14 protein-coding genes are annotated in these 16,889 nt (G+C 69.1%); 5 read left to right on the forward strand and 9 right to left on the reverse strand.

Annotated features, from left to right (window positions below):
- Positions 1-45 precede the first annotated feature (45 nt).
- From WD271_03765 to ilvD, 3 genes are all read right to left on the reverse strand, one after another.
- A complete protein-coding gene (locus WD271_03765; protein MEX1006943.1) occupies positions 46-1,812 on the reverse strand; it encodes an acetolactate synthase large subunit in 1,767 nt (588 codons plus the stop codon).
- 146 nt (positions 1,813-1,958) lie between these two features.
- Positions 1,959-2,744 carry a DNA-formamidopyrimidine glycosylase family protein gene (locus WD271_03770; protein MEX1006944.1) on the reverse strand — a complete coding sequence of 262 codons (786 nt, stop codon included), beginning with the start codon at positions 2,742-2,744 and terminating at the stop codon, positions 1,959-1,961.
- Positions 2,745-2,851: 107 nt separating this feature from the next.
- On the reverse strand, positions 2,852-4,534 hold the full coding sequence (gene ilvD / locus WD271_03775) for a dihydroxy-acid dehydratase (GenBank protein ID MEX1006945.1): 1,683 nt from the start codon (positions 4,532-4,534) through the stop codon (positions 2,852-2,854).
- A 24-nt stretch (positions 4,535-4,558) separates the two neighbouring features.
- Between ilvD and WD271_03780 the strand changes: the two genes are divergently transcribed.
- Together WD271_03780 and WD271_03785 are read left to right on the forward strand one after the other, a co-directional pair.
- Positions 4,559-5,461 (forward strand): hypothetical protein, encoded by a 903-nt coding sequence (locus tag WD271_03780; GenBank protein ID MEX1006946.1) that lies wholly within the window; start codon positions 4,559-4,561, stop codon positions 5,459-5,461.
- Between the two features lie 96 nt (positions 5,462-5,557).
- On the forward strand, positions 5,558-6,667 hold the full coding sequence (locus WD271_03785; GenBank protein ID MEX1006947.1) for a class II aldolase/adducin family protein: 1,110 nt from the start codon (positions 5,558-5,560) through the stop codon (positions 6,665-6,667).
- 31 nt (positions 6,668-6,698) lie between these two features.
- On the opposite strand, the gene WD271_03790 is transcribed toward WD271_03785, so the two are convergent.
- Genes WD271_03790 through gatC form a run of 4 tightly spaced genes read right to left on the reverse strand, consistent with a single transcriptional unit; the run spans position 6,699 to position 10,898 of the window.
- On the reverse strand, positions 6,699-7,670 hold the full coding sequence (locus tag WD271_03790; GenBank protein ID MEX1006948.1) for a hypothetical protein: 972 nt from the start codon (positions 7,668-7,670) through the stop codon (positions 6,699-6,701).
- Between the two features lie 29 nt (positions 7,671-7,699).
- On the reverse strand, positions 7,700-9,184 hold the full coding sequence (gatB, locus tag WD271_03795) for an Asp-tRNA(Asn)/Glu-tRNA(Gln) amidotransferase subunit GatB (protein MEX1006949.1): 1,485 nt from the start codon (positions 9,182-9,184) through the stop codon (positions 7,700-7,702).
- Positions 9,181-10,605 (reverse strand): Asp-tRNA(Asn)/Glu-tRNA(Gln) amidotransferase subunit GatA, encoded by a 1,425-nt coding sequence (gene gatA, locus WD271_03800; GenBank protein ID MEX1006950.1) that lies wholly within the window; start codon positions 10,603-10,605, stop codon positions 9,181-9,183. The genes gatB and gatA overlap by 4 nt, the downstream gene beginning before the upstream one ends.
- A complete protein-coding gene (gene gatC, locus WD271_03805; protein MEX1006951.1) occupies positions 10,602-10,898 on the reverse strand; it encodes an Asp-tRNA(Asn)/Glu-tRNA(Gln) amidotransferase subunit GatC in 297 nt (98 codons plus the stop codon). The genes gatA and gatC overlap by 4 nt, the downstream gene beginning before the upstream one ends.
- A gap of 32 nt (positions 10,899-10,930) precedes the next feature.
- Between gatC and WD271_03810 the strand changes: the two genes are divergently transcribed.
- Positions 10,931-11,332 (forward strand): SCP2 sterol-binding domain-containing protein, encoded by a 402-nt coding sequence (locus WD271_03810; GenBank protein MEX1006952.1) that lies wholly within the window; start codon positions 10,931-10,933, stop codon positions 11,330-11,332.
- A 260-nt stretch (positions 11,333-11,592) separates the two neighbouring features.
- Here WD271_03810 and WD271_03815 read toward each other — a convergent pair whose 3' ends face one another.
- Positions 11,593-13,449: a PASTA domain-containing protein gene (locus tag WD271_03815; protein MEX1006953.1), complete on the reverse strand. Its 1,857-nt coding sequence runs from the start codon at positions 13,447-13,449 to the stop codon at positions 11,593-11,595.
- Between the two features lie 63 nt (positions 13,450-13,512).
- Between WD271_03815 and WD271_03820 the strand changes: the two genes are divergently transcribed.
- Positions 13,513-13,959, forward strand: coding sequence for a hypothetical protein (locus WD271_03820; protein MEX1006954.1), 447 nt, complete (start codon positions 13,513-13,515; stop codon positions 13,957-13,959).
- A 6-nt stretch (positions 13,960-13,965) separates the two neighbouring features.
- Here the strand turns inward: WD271_03820 and WD271_03825 are convergent, their stop codons facing one another.
- A complete protein-coding gene (locus tag WD271_03825) occupies positions 13,966-14,964 on the reverse strand; it encodes a zinc-dependent alcohol dehydrogenase family protein (protein MEX1006955.1) in 999 nt (332 codons plus the stop codon).
- Between the two features lie 25 nt (positions 14,965-14,989).
- On the opposite strand from WD271_03825, the gene WD271_03830 reads away from it, so the two are divergent.
- The coding region (locus tag WD271_03830) for an adenylate/guanylate cyclase domain-containing protein (GenBank protein ID MEX1006956.1) at positions 14,990-16,889 on the forward strand (1,900 nt) is incomplete at its 3' end.

Raw genomic sequence — 16,889 nt, forward strand, 5'->3', positions numbered from 1 at the left:
TCCCGCTCGTCCGAGCACTCCTCCGCTGCGTCTCCGTATTCATGCTTATCGAGCTCCGTAGGTGTCGTGTGCGGGGTCGAGGATGATGTCGTCGTTCGACATGCCGGCCTGGACCATGGGGTACACCTTCTCCCGGTAGTCGGTACGGAAGTCGATCACCACCGGCCGGTCGTCGATCTCGTTCGCCTTCTCGATCGTGGGCACCACGTCGTCGGGCGTGTCCACGCGAAAGCCGGCACACCCCATCGCCTCGGCCCACATCACGTAGTCGGGCAGGTCGGGCGACAGGTACACCTCGCTGTAACGCTCCTCGTAGAAGAGCTCCTGCCACTGGCGCACCATGCCGAGGTACGCGTTGTTGAGGATGGCAACCTTCACCGGAATGCGCTCCGCGCTCGCGGTGACGAGCTCCTGCGCCGTCATCTGGAAGCAGCCGTCGCCGTCGACCGCCCACACCATGCGCTCGGGCTTGCCGACCTTGGCGCCGATCGCGGCCGGCACCGCGAACCCCATCGTGCCGAGCCCGCCCGAGTTGATGTAGGTGTACGGGTAGTTGAACGTCCAGCGCTGGCTGGTCCACATCTGGTGCTGGCCCACGCCGGCGACCACGATCGTGTCGTCGGGCGTGTTGTCGCGGAGCATGTCGACGCAGTACTGCGGCTTCAGCGGACCATCTTCCAACTGCTCGTAGCGCAACGGGTAGCGCTCCTGCCACTCGCGCAGTTGCCGGTGCCACGTTTCGAGCGACGGCCACTCGCGCTTGTTGCGCTCGGCCTTCACCGCCTTCACGAGCTCCTCGATCACGAGGCGGCAGTCGCCGACGATGGGCACGTCGGGGCGGCGCACCTTGCCGAGCTCAGCGGGGTCGATGTCGACGTGGATGATCTTGGCATCGGGCGCGAAGGTGCTCACCTTGCCGGTGACCCGGTCGTCGAAGCGCGACCCGAGCGCGATCAGCAGGTCGGCTTTCTGCATCGACGTGACCGCGGTGTAGTTCCCGTGCATGCCCGGCATGCCGAGGCACAGCTCGTGGTCGTCGGGGAACGAGCCGCGCGCCATCAGCGTGGTGACCACCGGGAACCTGGTGAGTTCGACCAGCTCCTTCAGCGCCTCCGCCGCGCGCGCCTTGAGGATCCCGCCACCGGCGTAGATCACCGGCCGCTCCGACTCACCCATGAGGCGCGCGGCGTCCTTGATCTGCTTCGGGTGCCCCTTCATGTTCGGCTTGTAACCGGGAAGGTCGACGGCGTCGGGCCAGTGCCAGTCCATCATCTGGTTGGACACGTCCTTCGGCATGTCGACGAGCACGGGGCCCGGGCGTCCGGTCGTCGCCACGTGGAACGCCTCGCGGATCACGCGCGGCACGTCGTTCGCATCGGTGATCAACCAATTGTGCTTCGTGACCGGCATCGTGATGCCCACGGTGTCGCACTCCTGGAACGCGTCGGTGCCGATCACCGAGTACGCCACCTGGCCGGTGATCACGACGATCGGGATGCTGTCCATGTACGCGTCGCAAAGCGGCGTCACGATGTTCGTGGCTGCGGGGCCGCTCGTGACCATGGCCACGCCGGGCCGCCCGGTCGCGTGGGCGTAGCCCTCGGCCATGTGGCCCGCGCCCTGCTCGTGGCGCACGAGGATGTGGCGGATCGACGAGTCGATGAGAGGGTCGTAGACCGGGAGGATGGCGCCACCCGGGAGGCCGAACATGACCTCCGTGCCTTCCATCTCGAGGCTCTTGATGAGGGCCTGGGCTCCGGTGAGTTGCATCGCGTTCTCCGCTGGTCGGTGGGACGGGCTGTTCGAGGGCACAAAAAACCCCTCGCCGGGCGAGGGGTAAGGGCGCACGGGCGCGAAGGCGCTCCGAGCGCTACATAACTACGAGGATGCCGGTGAGCACGGTCATTGGCCGACCATTGTGGCGCATTCTGTGCTTCGGCGCAAGTCGCCCGGGATGGCTAGAGCTGATGGACCGGGCACGAGTAGGTGGTGCGGCCGCCGATCGTGCGACGGAGCAGCGACGCGCCGTCCTTCGGGCAGTGCGCGCCCGGCTCCCGCTGTGACGTGAGGTCGCCCGTATGCGAGCCACCGCGGCGGCCCAGGATCCGGAGCGTCTCGCGAATCGCTCGGTGTAGACGCCGGGTGTCGTCGCCATCGAGCGTGTCCGCGGCGCGCTCCGGATCGATGCCGGCGCGCCAGAGCACCTCGTCACACAGCAGGTTGCCGAGGCCGGCGATGCGCGACTGGTCCATGATCACGGCCTTGATCGGCGCGCGGCTGCGCGCCAGCACGCCGCGCAGGTACGGGAGCGTCACGTCGAACGCGTCGGGGCCGAGGCGATCTTCGTCGGGATCGAGCTCCACCGCGCCGAGGCGCCGCGGGTCGCGCAGGTAGAGGCTGCCGCCGTCGGCGAACGACAGGCCGAAGCGGTGCCACGCCGAGACGGCGCGGTTGCTCGCGTAGATCAGCGGGTCACCCGCCGCCTCGCCGTCGATCAACACGCGTCCGCTCATGCCGAGATGGAGGCCGAGCACGGGACCGCCGTCGGTATCGACGAGGATCAGCTTGCCCCGCCGGCGCGCGGTCGTGAGCTCCAGGCCGCGCAATGCGGCGCGCACCGCGCGAGGCGTCAATCCCCGCTTCAGGAACCATGCGTCGGGTGCGTGCACCTTCTCGATCGTGCGGTGCAGCCCTCGCACGCCGATCAGCTTGCGTGCGGACTCGACTTCCAGGATCTCGGGCACCTGAACCCTTTGTCGCGCTCACTCGGCGGCGGGGTACCCGCCGCCGCCCTACGGGTCGTTCGCCGCTCCGGCGAGCTTGCTCGCTTCGCTCGCTCGCCGCGCGCCGCTCAGAAGTTTGTGATCGCGCCGCGCTCTGCCCCCTGCGCCAGCTTTGCGTACTTCGCCAGGAACCCACTCGTGTAGCGCGGTTCCATCGGCTTCCATGTGCGGCGCCGACGTTCGAGCTCCGCATCGTCGACGAGGAGGTCGATGGTGTGCGCGGCCGCGTCGATCACGATGCGGTCGCCTTCGGCGACGAGCGCGATCGGCCCGCAGTCCACTGCCTCGGGTGCGACATGGCCCACACAGAAGCCGTGCGTGCCACCCGAGAAGCGGCCGTCGGTGACGAGCGCGGCATCCGCGCCGCGTCCCGCGCCCTTCATCGCGCCGGTCACCGCGAGCATCTCGCGCATCCCCGGGCCACCTTTGGGACCTTCGTAACGGATGACGACGATGTCGCCCGGGTCGATCTTGCCCGCAAGGATCGCTTCCATCGCGAACTCCTCGCCGTCGAAGACACGCGCGATCCCCTCGAAGCGTGGGTTGTTGTCCATACCCGCGATCTTCACGACGCCACCGTTCGGTGCGAGTGAACCGCGCAACACCGCGATGCCACCCTGCGCGTGGATCGAATCGGTGAGTGGGTGGACGACCTCGCCGTCGGGCTCGGGCGGATCGAGATCGGCCAGGTTCTCGGCCATCGTCTTGCCCGAGACCGTGAGGCAGTCGCCGTGGAGCAGGCCGTGGTCGAGCAGCTCACGCAAGACAACCTCCACGCCGCCGACGCGGTCGAGGTCGGTCATGTGGTACTTCCCGTGCGGCTTCATGTCGGCGATGTGCGGCACGCGCGCGCCGACTCGGTTGAAGTCGTCGAGCTCGAGCTCCACACCAGCCTCGTGCGCGATCGCGAGCAGGTGCAGTACCGCGTTGGTGGAGCCGCCCAGCGCCATCGTGACCGCGATCGCGTTCTCGAACGCTTCCTTGGTCATGATCTGGCGCGGCCGGATACCCAGCTCCAGGAGGCGCACCACCGCCTGACCCGACCGGTAGGCGAAGTCGTCACGACGGCGGTCGACCGCCGGAGCCGTCGAACTGCCGGGCAGCGACATGCCGATGGCTTCGGCGATCGCGGCCATCGTGTTCGCCGTGAACATCCCGGCGCACGAGCCTTCCGTGGGGCACGCGCGCCGTTCGATCTCACCGAGCTCGTTTTCGGTGATGGTGCCCGCCGCGCACGCCCCCACCGCCTCGAACACGCTCACGACGTCGAGCGTCTGGTCCTTGTAGTGGCCGGGCAGGATCGAACCGCCGTAGAGGAACACCGACGACACGTTGGTACGCGCCGCGGCCATGAGCATGCCGGGCAGGCTCTTGTCGCAGCCCGCCAAGGTGACGAGCGCGTCGAGCCGCTCGGAGTGCACCATGCACTCGACGGAGTCCGTGATGATCTCGCGGCTCACGAGCGAACCACGCATCCCTTCGTGGCCCATCGAGATGCCGTCGCTCACCGCGATGGTCACGAACTCCATCGGGAAGCCGCCCGAGGCCCGGACGCCGTCCTTGGCGCGCTTCGCCAACCGGTCGAGCGGCATGTTGCACGGCGTGACCTCGTTCCAGCTCGACGCCACGCCCACCTGGGCCTTGCCCCAGTCGTCGTCGGTCATGCCGACCGCTCGCAGCATCGCCCGCGCGCCGGCGCGCACCATACCGTCGGTGACCTCGAAACTGTGCGGTTTCATCTGGTCTGCCATATGGAAGGAGCGTACCCTCGTGCTATGAGCGTTCTCGTTGCCACTTCCGACGGATACCACATCTTCACGTCGTCGGGGAAGCACCTCACCGCGCTGGAGGGCCGCTCGCTCGGCACGCTCGCGCCCGGTCCGGGCCACACGTGGCTCGCGATCGTCGACCGCCGCGAGGTGTGGCAGCACGCAGCCGACGGAAGGTGGAGCCCACTCGCAACCTCCGACGTCGACCTGTCGTCGTTGGTCACGGTCGCAGGTGTGGTGTTCGCGGGTACCTACGACGCTCGGCTCCTGCGTCTCGACGGCGGGCATCTCCTGCCGGTCGAGAGCTTTGATCACATCGCCAATCGTGACGAGTGGCACCAAGTCGGTCCCGCGCTCAACGTGCGGTCGATGTCAGCAACATGCGACGAGCAGGTGTTCCTCGCCAACGTGCACGTCGGTGGCATCCAGCGGTCCACCGATCTCGGCGAGTCGTGGGAGCCGACGCTTCCCGTCGACCACGACGTGCACGAAGTACGCGCGCACCCGACCCTGCCGAATGTCGCCATGGCCGCGGCTGCCGTCGGGCTGTGTGTGAGCGACGACGCCGGTGCCACCTGGTCGGTGGTCGTCGACGGGCTCCCCACCACGTACGCGCGGGCCGTCGCCTTCATCGACGACGACGTGCTGGTGAGCATCTCCGACGGGCCCCGTGCCACTCGTTCGGCGATCTACCGACGCCCCCTCTCCGGTGGCCCGCTCGAGCGGATCAACGAGGGGCTCGGCGATCGACTCCAGGGCAATGTCGACACCTGCTGCCTCGCTGTGGGCAAGGGCCACGCGGCGCTCGCCGACGCCGCCGGAAGCGTGTGGGTGTCCGAGACGGGGATCGAAGGCTGGGAACTCGTCGCGGACGGTCTGCCTGCCGTTTCCGGCGTGGCCGTGGCCTGATCCGGGTACTCCGGTCAGGTGAGGGCAACCCAAGTACGCTTCCCCGCCGTGACCACCAAGCCGTTCGGCATCGGACTCGTCGACGGTCCGGGAGTTATGCCCCGCACGTTCGCGTGGAGCGGTGAGCCGACCGGCGACCGGATGCAGTGGTTCGCCGACGGCCTGCGCACGGCCATGCTCGACCAGGGCTACACCGAGGTCGCGCAGGCCGGGCCCGAGGTGGCGGTCGTGCTCCACTTCCTCGACCCCGACGCGGCACGCCCCTACCGGCGCAAGAACGCGCCCACGTTCGTGGTCGCGCTGGCCGAACTGCCTGCTCCGCCCAACGACATCCTGCGCACGGGCTACCCGCTGCTCGTGCGCGGGTTGGCGAATCTCTGCGTGATGGTGAGCCCCGACCCTGAGGGTTCCATCGCGCACTTCGTCACGCTCGAGCAGGGCACCTACGCCGTCGACACCGGCGCGGGTGACGACCAGTTCTTCTTCAAGACCGTGTTCTCACGCGTCGAGCCGCTCGCGACTTCGCGTCTGGTGATCGGCAACGAGTTCACACCCGACCTCCCGCCCGAGCTGTGCCAGGGCGACGACATCACTCGCCAGATCACACGCGCAGGCGAGCGTCTCGCGGCTCTGGACCTTCTGCCGGCTGCGTTCCCGATCGAGGAGATCCTGTCGCCGCGCGACCTGCGGCACGTGAAGCTGCTCTACGGCATCGGTGGGCTCAGCTACGGGAACGTGAGCGCGCGTCGGGTGGTGTCGCCCGGCGAGCCCGAGCCGCAGTACTGGATGAGCGCGAGCGGTGTCGACAAGTCGTCACTGCACGAGATCGGCCGCGACATCCTGCTCGTCACCGGTCACGACACCGACCGCGACGTGATGCTGCTGCGCGTGCCGCCGGACGTGGAGCCGCGCCGGGTGTCGGTCGACGCGATCGAGCACTGGATGATCTACCGCGAGCACCCCGACGTCGGCGCGATCCTCCATGTGCACGCGTGGATCGAGGGCACCTCGGCCACGGAGATCAACTACCCGTGCGGCACAGTGGAGCTCGCGGAGTCGGTGGCCGAGCTCGTACGCCAGGCCCCCGATCCGTCGCGCGCGGTCGTCGGCCAGCGCAACCACGGCCTCACGATCACGGGCCACAGCCTCGACGAGATCTTCGATCGGATCGACGGCAAGATCGTCCGCAAAGTCCCCATGGACTGATCGTCCCGGGCATCGCGATTCACTGCTCCGTTCACCCGACATTGTCAGGTCCAGGGTCCAATGAATCCTGCGACGCGTGGAGCCGCCGGATCCACCGAATAACGCGCTCCGGCTCGCGCCGACAGACCTCCCACGTCAGCGGCAGTATCCGCCAGTCGACCGACACGAATTCGGCGAAGCGCTCGCGGTCCTTTCCCCACGCGGTGCGACCACCATGGTGCTCGAAGCCCTCGCACTCGATTCCGAGCTCGAGCTCGGGCCAGGCGAAATCGAGGCGGTAGCGACCGCCCGGCAACGCGACCCAGTGCTGACGCTTCGGGAGTGGCACGCCGCTCCGGCAGATGATCGGCCAGGCGAGCGTCTCGAGCGCCGACTCGAGTGGCCGGCCATCGCCACGGGCGTCGAGCAACGCTTCGAGCCGACCGGCGCCTGGTCGTCCCGACGTGCGAAGCGCGCCGAGGCGAGCAAGCAAACGGTCGGCTGAGACGAGCTTCCGGCGGATCAGGTCTTCGGTGAGCGCGAGGAGTCGGTGATCCTCGAGCCGACCGGCGACATCGATCAACGTGCGGGTCGGCGTCGTGATCGCGATCGGACCCAGCATCGTCCGGTCGGCCCGGTCGAGCCGGGTGCCTCGGTGTACGACGACAGAGTTGGACCGCAGCCGACGGCCCGACGGCACCCAGAGCTCCATCTTGCGGGCGCGCACTCCCTCGAAGTCCCAGAGCACGCCCGCCGCGCTGTGCGACACGAGCACGCCGTCGCCGGCCCAGAGCACCGCCGTCATCGCCGACTGTTCCCGCGAATGAGTGGCACCGCCGATTCGGTACACGCGCAGCATCGGCGTGTCCCAACGACCGGTCGCCAGCCGATGCTCGATCTGCGCTCGCGTTCCCTTGAGCGTCAACACCTGCGCTCTCGAGAACACTCCGAACTGCTTGCGCGCAAGCTCGGCGAGTTCCTTGTCGAGTTCACTGCTCCGTGCGCCCGGCATTGTCGGGTCCATGGAGCAATGAAATCGCGGGGGTGTGTCAGCTACGGGTCCAGACGCTCCTGGATCAAGCGTTTCAGTAGCTGCGGGTTGCCCTGTCCTCGGGTCGCACGCATCGCCAGACCCATGAGGGCATTCAACTTCTTGTCGCGCTCAGGGCCGTCGGCGGCTCGGTACTCGTCGACCAGCGCCGGATTCTCGGCCAACACCGTGTCAACCACGGCACGGAGCTCGCCAACGTCACTGACCTGCGCCAGCCCGCGCTCTGCGACCACCTGCTTCGGGCGCTTGGGCTCGCGCAGGCATTCACCCAGCACATCCTTGGCTTGGTTCCGCGACAGCGTGGCGTCGGCGACGAGACCGACGAGCTCGGCGAGCCCGTCGGGTGCGAGCGGGAGGACCTCCGGCGAGAGGCCGGTCTCGTTGAGGTAGGCGAGCACGTCGCCGACGCACCAGTTGACGACATCCTTGGCAGTGCCCGCGTGGAGCGCGACCTCCGCCGCCTCGGCGTAGTCGGCGAGCCCCGGCGTGGCGACCAGGATGCGCGCGTCCAACTCGGTGATCCCCCACGCGGTGGCGAGCCGCGCCCGACGCGCTGCCGGCAGCTCGGGCATCGACGATCGGACACGCTCGCGCATCTCGTCGGTCGGCGCGACCGGGACGAGGTCGGGCTCCGGGAAGTACCGGTAGTCGGACGAGCCTTCCTTCGTGCGCATCGAGTGCGTGCGGCCGTCGGCTTCGTCCCAGTGGCGCGTCTCCTGTACGACGCGCTCACCTGTGCCGAGCACCGCGATCTGGCGCTCGACCTCGTGGTCGATCGCGCGGCCGAGCGAGCGCAGCGAGTTCATGTTCTTGACCTCGACCTTGACGCCGAGCTCGGAACTGCCCCGCGGCCGCACCGACACGTTGGCGTCGACGCGCATCGATCCCTCTTCGAACTTCACGTCGGACGCGCCGATCGCCTGCAGCACCGCTCGCAGCTCCGACACGTACGCACGGGCCTGCTCCGCGCTGCGGATGTCGGGCCGGCTCACGATCTCCATGAGCGGCACGCCGGCGCGGTTGTAGTCGACGAGCGAGTAGTTCGCCTCGTGGATGCGGCCACCGCCACCGACGTGGATGGTCTTGCCGGTGTCTTCCTCGAGGTGCGCGCGCTCGATGCCGATGCGCGCGCCGTCGATCTCGATCCACCCGTCGATGGTGATCGGTTCCGCGTACTGCGAGATCTGGTAGTCCTTGGGCATGTCGGGATAGAAGTAGTTCTTGCGTGCAAAGATCGAGTGCGCGGGTACGCGCAGGTGCACGGCCTCGGCGAAGCGCAACACGAGCTCGACGGCCTGCGCGTTCAGCACCGGCAAGGAACCCGGGAGCCCGAGACACACCGGACAGACATGCGTGTTCGGCTCGGCGCCGAATTCGTTCGCGCAACCACAGAACATCTTCGTGGCGGTAGCCAGCTCGACGTGCACCTCGAGCCCCATGACCGGCTCGTAGTCGGTGACGACGCCAGTGGTTGTGTCGGTGCTCACGCCACGCTCGCTTCGAGCACGCGTGCGGTGCGGAACATCACGGGTTCACCGAGCGCGGGTGCGAGTACCTGAACGCCAATTGGCAACCCGCCAACGCCTGAGCCGTACGGCACGCTCATTCCGGGATGGCCGGCGAGGTTGGTGGGAATGGTGCAGATATCGGAGAGGTACATCGCCAGCGGGTCGGCCGTCTTCGCGCCGATCTCGAATGCCACGGTGGGCGACGTGGGCGAGAGCAGCACGTCGAAGTGTTCGTAGGCGCGGGCGAAGTCACGGATGATCAGCGTACGAACGCGCTGAGCCTGGCCGTAGTACGCGTCGTAGTAGCCGGCCGACAGCGCGTACGTACCGAGCATGATGCGGCGCTTCACCTCGGTGCCGAAGCCTGCGTCGCGAGTGCGCGCGTTCATGGTGGCGACGTCGTCACCGTCGACGCGCAGCCCGTAGCGAACGCCGTCGTACCGCGCGAGGTTCGACGACGCCTCCGCGGGCGCGATCAGGTAGTACGCCGACAGGCCGAACACCGCGCTCGGCACGCTCACGCGGTCGACGGTGGCACCTGCCTTCTCGAGCGCCAGTGCCGCCTGCTCCACCGCCGCGACGATTTCGGGCTGGATCCCCTCTGCATCGGTGAGCTCCTCGACGATCCCGACGCTCAAGCCCTCGACACCGTGCTCCACGACGGGCAGGACCGCCTCGCGCGCGTCCGGGATCGACGTGGAGTCGGCCGGGTCGTGACCGGCGATCACGTCGAGGAGCAGCGCCGCGTCGGCGACGGTGGTGGCGAACGGACCGATCTGGTCGAGCGAGCTCGCGAACGCCACGAGCCCGTACCGCGACACCGAGCCGTAGGTGGGCTTCACACCGACGACGCCGCAAAGCGCGGCGGGCTGGCGGATCGAACCACCGGTGTCGGAGCCGAGGCCGAGCGGCGCGTACCCCGCGGCGACCGCGGCGGCCGAGCCTCCGCTCGAGCCACCCGGCACGCGCGACAGATCGTGCGGGTTCCGGGTGGGCCCGAACGCCGAGTTCTCCGTAGACGATCCCATCGCGAACTCGTCGAGGTTGGTCTTCGCGATCGGGATCGCGCCCGCGCCGAGCACGCGCTCGACGACGGTCGCGGTATACGGCGGGCACCAGCCCTCCAGAATGCGCGACGAGCAGGTGGTGGGTACGCCGCGCGTGCAGAGGTTGTCTTTCAACACGATGGGGACACCCGCAAGTGGTCCCGGATCGTCGCCGCGTGCGATCGCGCCATCGATCGCCGCCGCAGCCGCTCGCGCCGAGTCGCCGGTGACGAGGTTGCAGGCATGGAGCTCCGGCTCCTGCGCGGCCACGACCGCCAGGTGCTCCTCCACGATGTCGACGGCAAGCCGATCGCCCGCGCGCACCGCGCCGGCGAGCTCGAGCGCTCGCGTCATGGCGCGTCGAGGATGCGGGGGACGCGGAACCGTTCGTCTTCGGTGGCAGGCGCCATCGCGAGCACCTCGTCGCGGTCGAGGCTCGTGTGCGGCTCGTCGGAGCGCAGGACGTTGACGAGCGGCAACGGGTGCGCAGTGGGTGGCACGTCGTGGGTGTCGAGCCCTGCCACCTGCTGGGCGTGCTCGAGGATCACCCCGAGCTCGCGGGTGAACTGCTCGATCTCGTCGTCGTCGAGCGCGAGACGAGCGAGTCGCGCGACGTGCTCGACGTCGGCGCGTGTGAGCTGAGCCATTGGACGAGTCTAGGGATCGCTACCATGCCGCCGTGCCTGCATACCCCTTCCTGTCCGACGAGTGGCTGGCCGAAGTGCGACGCATCGTCGACGAGCAGAACATCGAAGTGCCCGCGGGCACGAACATCACGATGAACCTCCTGGTGACCGGCACGCCATTCCCTGAAGACCGTCGCCTGCACATCGCGATGCAGGAGGGCACTGCGGATTGGAGCGGCGGTCACGCGGACGGCGCCGACCTCACGCTCACGACCGATTACGTGACCGCTCGGGACATCCTCATGTCGGGCGATCCGCAGGCGGCGCTCCAGGCGTTCATGGAGGGCAAGGTGAAGATCCAGGGTGACCTCACGAAGCTCATGGCCGCGCAGGCCACGGGCGCCGCCCCCGGTGGACCCGGCCTCGCGAGCAGGCTCACCCAAATCACGGAATAGGGATCAGGGAGTGACGGCCGGGTCGACCACCAGGAACCGCGCCGGCTCGAGTGGCCCCGCCGCCGCGATCGGCACCCGTGGCCCGGGACGCCCGACCGAGCGCCCGTAGCCGTTCCCAGGACCACGTGGACCGGGCCTGGCCGTCGCACCACGAGATGGTCGCCGCATCCGCTTCCTCCCGTTCGCGGAGAGCCGCCGCTCACCGTCCCACCGTGAAGACGCAGAAACACGTCGCGTGTCACACGCGCGCCGAGAAAGTTTCAGAAGACCAGCGTGACCTTCGTGCCCTTCTTGACGCTCTGGTTGGCGGCGGGAGTCTGGTCACGGACGAGGCGGCCGGGAAGGTAGCCCACCGTGTCGACGTCGAGCCCGAGCGCCACGAGCTGCGCCTGGGCCGCCTCGAGCGTCCTGGTCTTCAGGTCCGGGACAGTGATGAGCTCTTGGCCCTTGCTCACCACGATCTGCACCGACGATCCGCGAGCGGCAAGCGTTCCCACCGGCGGGTTGGTACCGATGACCTTGTCGACGGGGACGGTGTCGCTGAAGTCGTCGCCACGGGTCACCGTGAAGCCCTTCGCGGTGAGCGCCTGCCCGGCTTGGTCATAGCTCTGGTTCGACACGTCGACGACCTGCACGGGCGCGGGACCATTGCTGACGAGCAACGTGATCGCGGAGTCGCGCAGGGCTGTACCACCGATCGGCGGATCGGTGTCGATGACACTGTTGTACGGAACGGTCTCGTCGTACTGCGGTTTCGCCGTGACGACGAAGCCATCTTGCTCGAGCCGCGCCTGCGCCTCGTCGGGCGAAAGCTCCCGCACGTCGGGAATCGGTACCCGGGGTGGTCCGCGCGAAACGACGAGCTGCACTTTGCTGCCGTCGCTCGCGAACGAACCGCTCGCCGGGCGTTGCGCAATGACCACTCCCGCAGGGTCGTCGGCTTTCCGTTCGACGATCGTGAAGAGGAGGCCTTCGGTCGCGATGCGGTTCGTCGCGTCGTCCTTGCTCAAGCCCACGACCGACGGCACCGCGACCGTGCCACCACCCGTGGTGACGATCGCGACACCGGCCGCCACGAGTGCGGCGATCACCACGAACGCGACGACCAGCGGCACGAGCCGCCGCGAACCTGGCGCGCGCGTGGCGTGGAGCGACACGGGGACGGGTTCGTCCGGGGCGTCGTGGGGCGCGTCCTGGTCGAACAGCCGCGTCGAGACACCGATCTGCGTGGGATCGACGACGCCGCTGTCGGCGCCGAGCCCGGGGAGCGCGAGCGGCTGTGCGCGCGGGAACGCACGCGCAGCATCGGCGAGCGCCGCGCCCATGGTGGCCGCATCGGGGTAGCGCTCGGCCGGATCCGGACGGCCGGCGCGTTCGACGACAGCCCCGAGGCGGCCGAGCTCCGCCGGCGCGAGCAGCGGTGTGTGCTGGCGCGCCGCGAGCGTGCCGATCGCGGTGTCGGCCATCGCGGGCACGGTGCCCGTGACGGATTCGGCGAGCACCACCGCGAGTGCGTAGAGGTCGGCGCGGCCGTCGAGCGGCGCGCCGGTGGCCTGCTCGGGCGCGGCGTACCGCGCGGTGCCGACCACCGAACCCGCGGGCTCCGTCCAACTCGCTTCGGCGAGCGCGCGCGCGAGACCGAAGTCGGCGACGCGGAGGATGCCGTGCTCGTCGAACAGGAGGTTGGCAGGTTTGATGTCGCGGTGGACGATCCCGCGCACGTGCGCGTACTCGAGCGCGGCCGTGACCTGCCGCCCGACGTGGATGGCCTGCGCGGGAGTGAGCCGTTCGCCGGTGTCGAGCAGGCCGCGGAGGCTTCCGCCCCTCAAGAGCTCGAGCACCATGAACGGCAGGTCGTCGTCGCCCCAGTCGTAGACGGCCATCACGTTCGGGTGGTTGAGCGAGGCCGCCACCTGCGCTTCGCTGCGGAACCGCCGCAGGAAGCCGGCGTCGTCCGCGAGGGCGAGGTGGAGCACCTTCACCGCGACCCGGCGCCGGAGCCGAACGTCGTCGGCCACGTAGACGCGACCGCTCGCGCCCGCGCCTATCGGCGTGAGCAGGCGGTATCGGCCGGCGAGGACTCGGCCGGTGAGATCGGCGACGCCACTGATCGCCATTCGGTCCAACGTACCGGCCACCACGACGCTGAACGTGGCACCCCCGAGCGTTACCCTCGGCGAATGGCCGACGCGAAGCGCGCGCGTGTGTTCGAGCACCCGGGCCGCGTCGCAGTGATCGTGATCGCGCTGATCGTGGTCCTCAACCTCGGCTACTTCTTGCTGCGCGACACCGACACGAGCACCGGAGGCACCCGTCCCGAGCTTCCGTCCACGATCGAGGCGATCGGCCCCGAACGCGGCGAGCTCACCGGATTGATCGACGACGTCGAGGTAGATCTCCAGGACCAGTACACCGGGGTCCTGGAAATCGACGGCAAGGAGATCCCGGAGGACCAGCTCGACCGCATCGAGCAGCTCGGGGTGATCGCGTTCCGTCCCGGTCCGGGGAAGGAGCTCACCCGTTTCAACACCGGCGACAACTTCGCCGTCGTGCACTACTGGCTGAGGACCGACCCGCGCCCGGCCGAGCCGTTCACCTTCTCCTGGCGCTTCCGCGCCGCTGCGTAGGTCGGGTCAGCTCACCTGCAGCACCGCCGCGCCCCGCACGCGGTCCGACGCGATCGCCGCGAGCGCGCGGTTCGCATCCTCGAGTGCGTAGGTCTCGTACGCGACGCGGATTTCCGCCTCGGCGGCGATCGCCATGAACTCCTGCGCGTCGCGCCGCGTCATGTTCGCGACCGAGCGGAGGCTTCGCTCGCGCCAGAGCAGCGAGTAGTCGAATGCGGGGATCGTGCTCATGTGGATACCGGCGAGGCTCACGGTCCCGCCAGGGCGCACGAGTTGCAGCGCAACCGGTACGAGCTCGCCCGCGGGCGCGAAGATCACGGCGCGGTCACACGTTTCGGGCGGCAGCTCCGCCGCGTCCCCGACCCACGATGCGCCCATCTCACGCGCGAGCTCGCGATGACGCTCCCCGCGCGTGAGAACGACCGCGTCACAACCCCAATGGTGCAACACCTGGATCGCGAGATGCGCCGACGCACCGAATCCCATCAACGCGACGCGTTCTCCCGGCCGCACCTCCGCGCGCCGCAACGCGCGATAGCCGATCACGCCCGCGCAGAGCAGCGGCGCCGCTTCGAGGTCACCGAGCGCGTCGGGCAGCTGCACCGCGAAGGCCTCGGGCACCGTGAGCGCGTCGGCGTACCCACCGTCGACGGTCCATCCGGTGAATTCGGCGTGCTCGCACAGGTTCTCCTCGCCCCGCCGGCAGTACTCGCAGACGCCGCAGGTGCGGTGCAGCCACGGCACGCCGACACGATCACCCAGGTGCAGCAGCTCACAGCCGTCGCCGAGCGCGTCGACCCTCCCGACGACCTGATGCCCGGGAACCACGGGAAGGTGTGGAAGGTCGAGGTCCCCCTCGACGATGTGGAGGTCGGTGCGGCAGCACGCGCAGACCGTGACCCGCACCCGCGCCTCGCCGGGACCCGGCTCCGGAACCTCGCGCTCGACGAGTTCGAGCGGTCGCGACGCGATCGGAGCCGAACGACGCAGCTCGAGCGCGCGCATCACCGCCCGAACTTACACTCGCGCCGTGGTCGACCTGCCTACCGGCACCGTCACGTTTCTCTTCACCGACCTCGAGGGTTCGACGCGCCTCTGGGAGGAACATCCCGAGGCGATGAAGGACGCGCTTGCGCGTCACGACGCGATCCTCGACCATGCGGTGGACACCCACGACGGGCATGTCGTGAAGCGCACCGGCGACGGCGTGCACGCGGTCTTCGCAACCGCGGACAGCGGCGTGCGTGCGGCAACCGACGCGCAACGTGCGCTCGCCGGGGAGGAGTGGGGACAAACCGGTCCACTCCGTATTCGGATGGGTCTGCACAGCGGCGCCGCGCAGCTCCGCGACGGCGACTACTTCGGATCGGTCACCAACCGGGCCGCGCGTCTCATGGCCGTCGCACACGGCGGTCAGGTCGTGGTGTCGCACACCACGGCGGAACTCGCGGGCGACGCGCTCGTCGACATGACGTTCCTCGACCTCGGTGAGCACCGCCTCCGCGACCTCGAACGACCCGAACGCGTGCTGCAGGTCTGCCACGAGGATCTCGAACGCGAGTTCGCGCCGTTACGATCGCTCGACGCGTTCCCGAGCAACCTACCGCTCCAGACCACCGGCTTCGTCGGGCGCGAGCGCGAGGTCGCCGACGTCGCGAGCGCGCTCGCCAACGCTCGGGTCGTGACGCTCACCGGAGTCGGCGGCGTGGGGAAGACGCGGCTCGCGACGCAGGTCGCAGCCGACGTGCTCCCGCGCTACCGCGACGGCGCGTGGCTGTGCGAGCTCGCGTCCGTCGCGGAGCCGGAGGTAATTCCCGAAGCGCTCGCCGCCGGGCTCGGCGTCCAGCCCCGCATGGGTCAGACCCTCGACGAGACCGTGCTCGACTTCCTGCGCTCGAAGGAGCTGCTGCTGGTCCTCGACAACTGCGAGCACCTGCTGGATTCGGTCGCGCTGCTCGTCGATCGCGTCGTGCACACGGCCGCACGAGTCACGGTGCTCGCGACGAGTCGGGAGGGTCTCGCGCTGTCCGGCGAGCGCATGATCGCGCTGCCGTCGCTCGGCCTCACCGATGACGCCGTCACGCTGTTCGCCGAGCGTGCAGCAGAGGCGCGGGCGGACTTCGCGCTCACGACCGAGAACGAAACCGCCGTCGCGCAGATCTGCGCGCGCCTCGACGGAATACCGCTCGCCATCGAACTCGCCGCGGCCAGGGTCCAGGCGATGACCCCGGCCGAGATCGCGGCGCGCCTCGACGACCAGTTCCGCCTGCTTTCGAGTGGGCGCCGCACCGCGGTGGAACGGCACCAGACGCTTCGGCGCGCCATCGACTGGTCGTACGAGCTGCTCACCAACGTCGAGCGTCGCGTGTTACAGCGTCTTTCCGTCTTCGCGGGCGGGTGCACACTCGACGCGGTTGAAGCCGTCGTGACGGGCGATGACATCGACGCGCTGGACGCGCTCGATCATCTCGCCGCCCTTGTGCGTCGGTCGCTGGTCGTGGCCGACCAAGTCGGAGAGCAGACCCGGTACCGACTCCTCGAGACGATCCGGCAGTACGCGCAGGACAGGCTCGAAGAATCGGGCGAGACTGACATCGTCGGACGGCGACATGCCGGGCACTACACCGCGCTGGCCGAGGAGGCCGGGCCGCACCTCAGAGCGGCCGACCAACTCGCATCGATCGCGCGGCTCTCGCCGGAACTCGACAACCTGCGCACCGCGCTCTCGTGGGCCCTCGACCACGATGAACTCGACCTCGCGCTACCGCTCATCCTCGCGGTCTGCGTGAACGGGATCGACGTCGGTTATCTCGCGCTCGCGTGGGCCGAGCTGGCAGCAGTCGCGCCGGGCGTCGACGAGCATCCACTCGGGCCGGCGCTGCTCGCGCAGGCGGCGTGGAGCGCGGTCATGGGGGGGGGGGGGGGGGGGG

It is taken from the genome of Acidimicrobiia bacterium, from assembly GCA_040880805.1.
Taxonomy (GTDB): domain Bacteria; phylum Actinomycetota; class Acidimicrobiia; order IMCC26256; family DASPTH01; genus DASPTH01.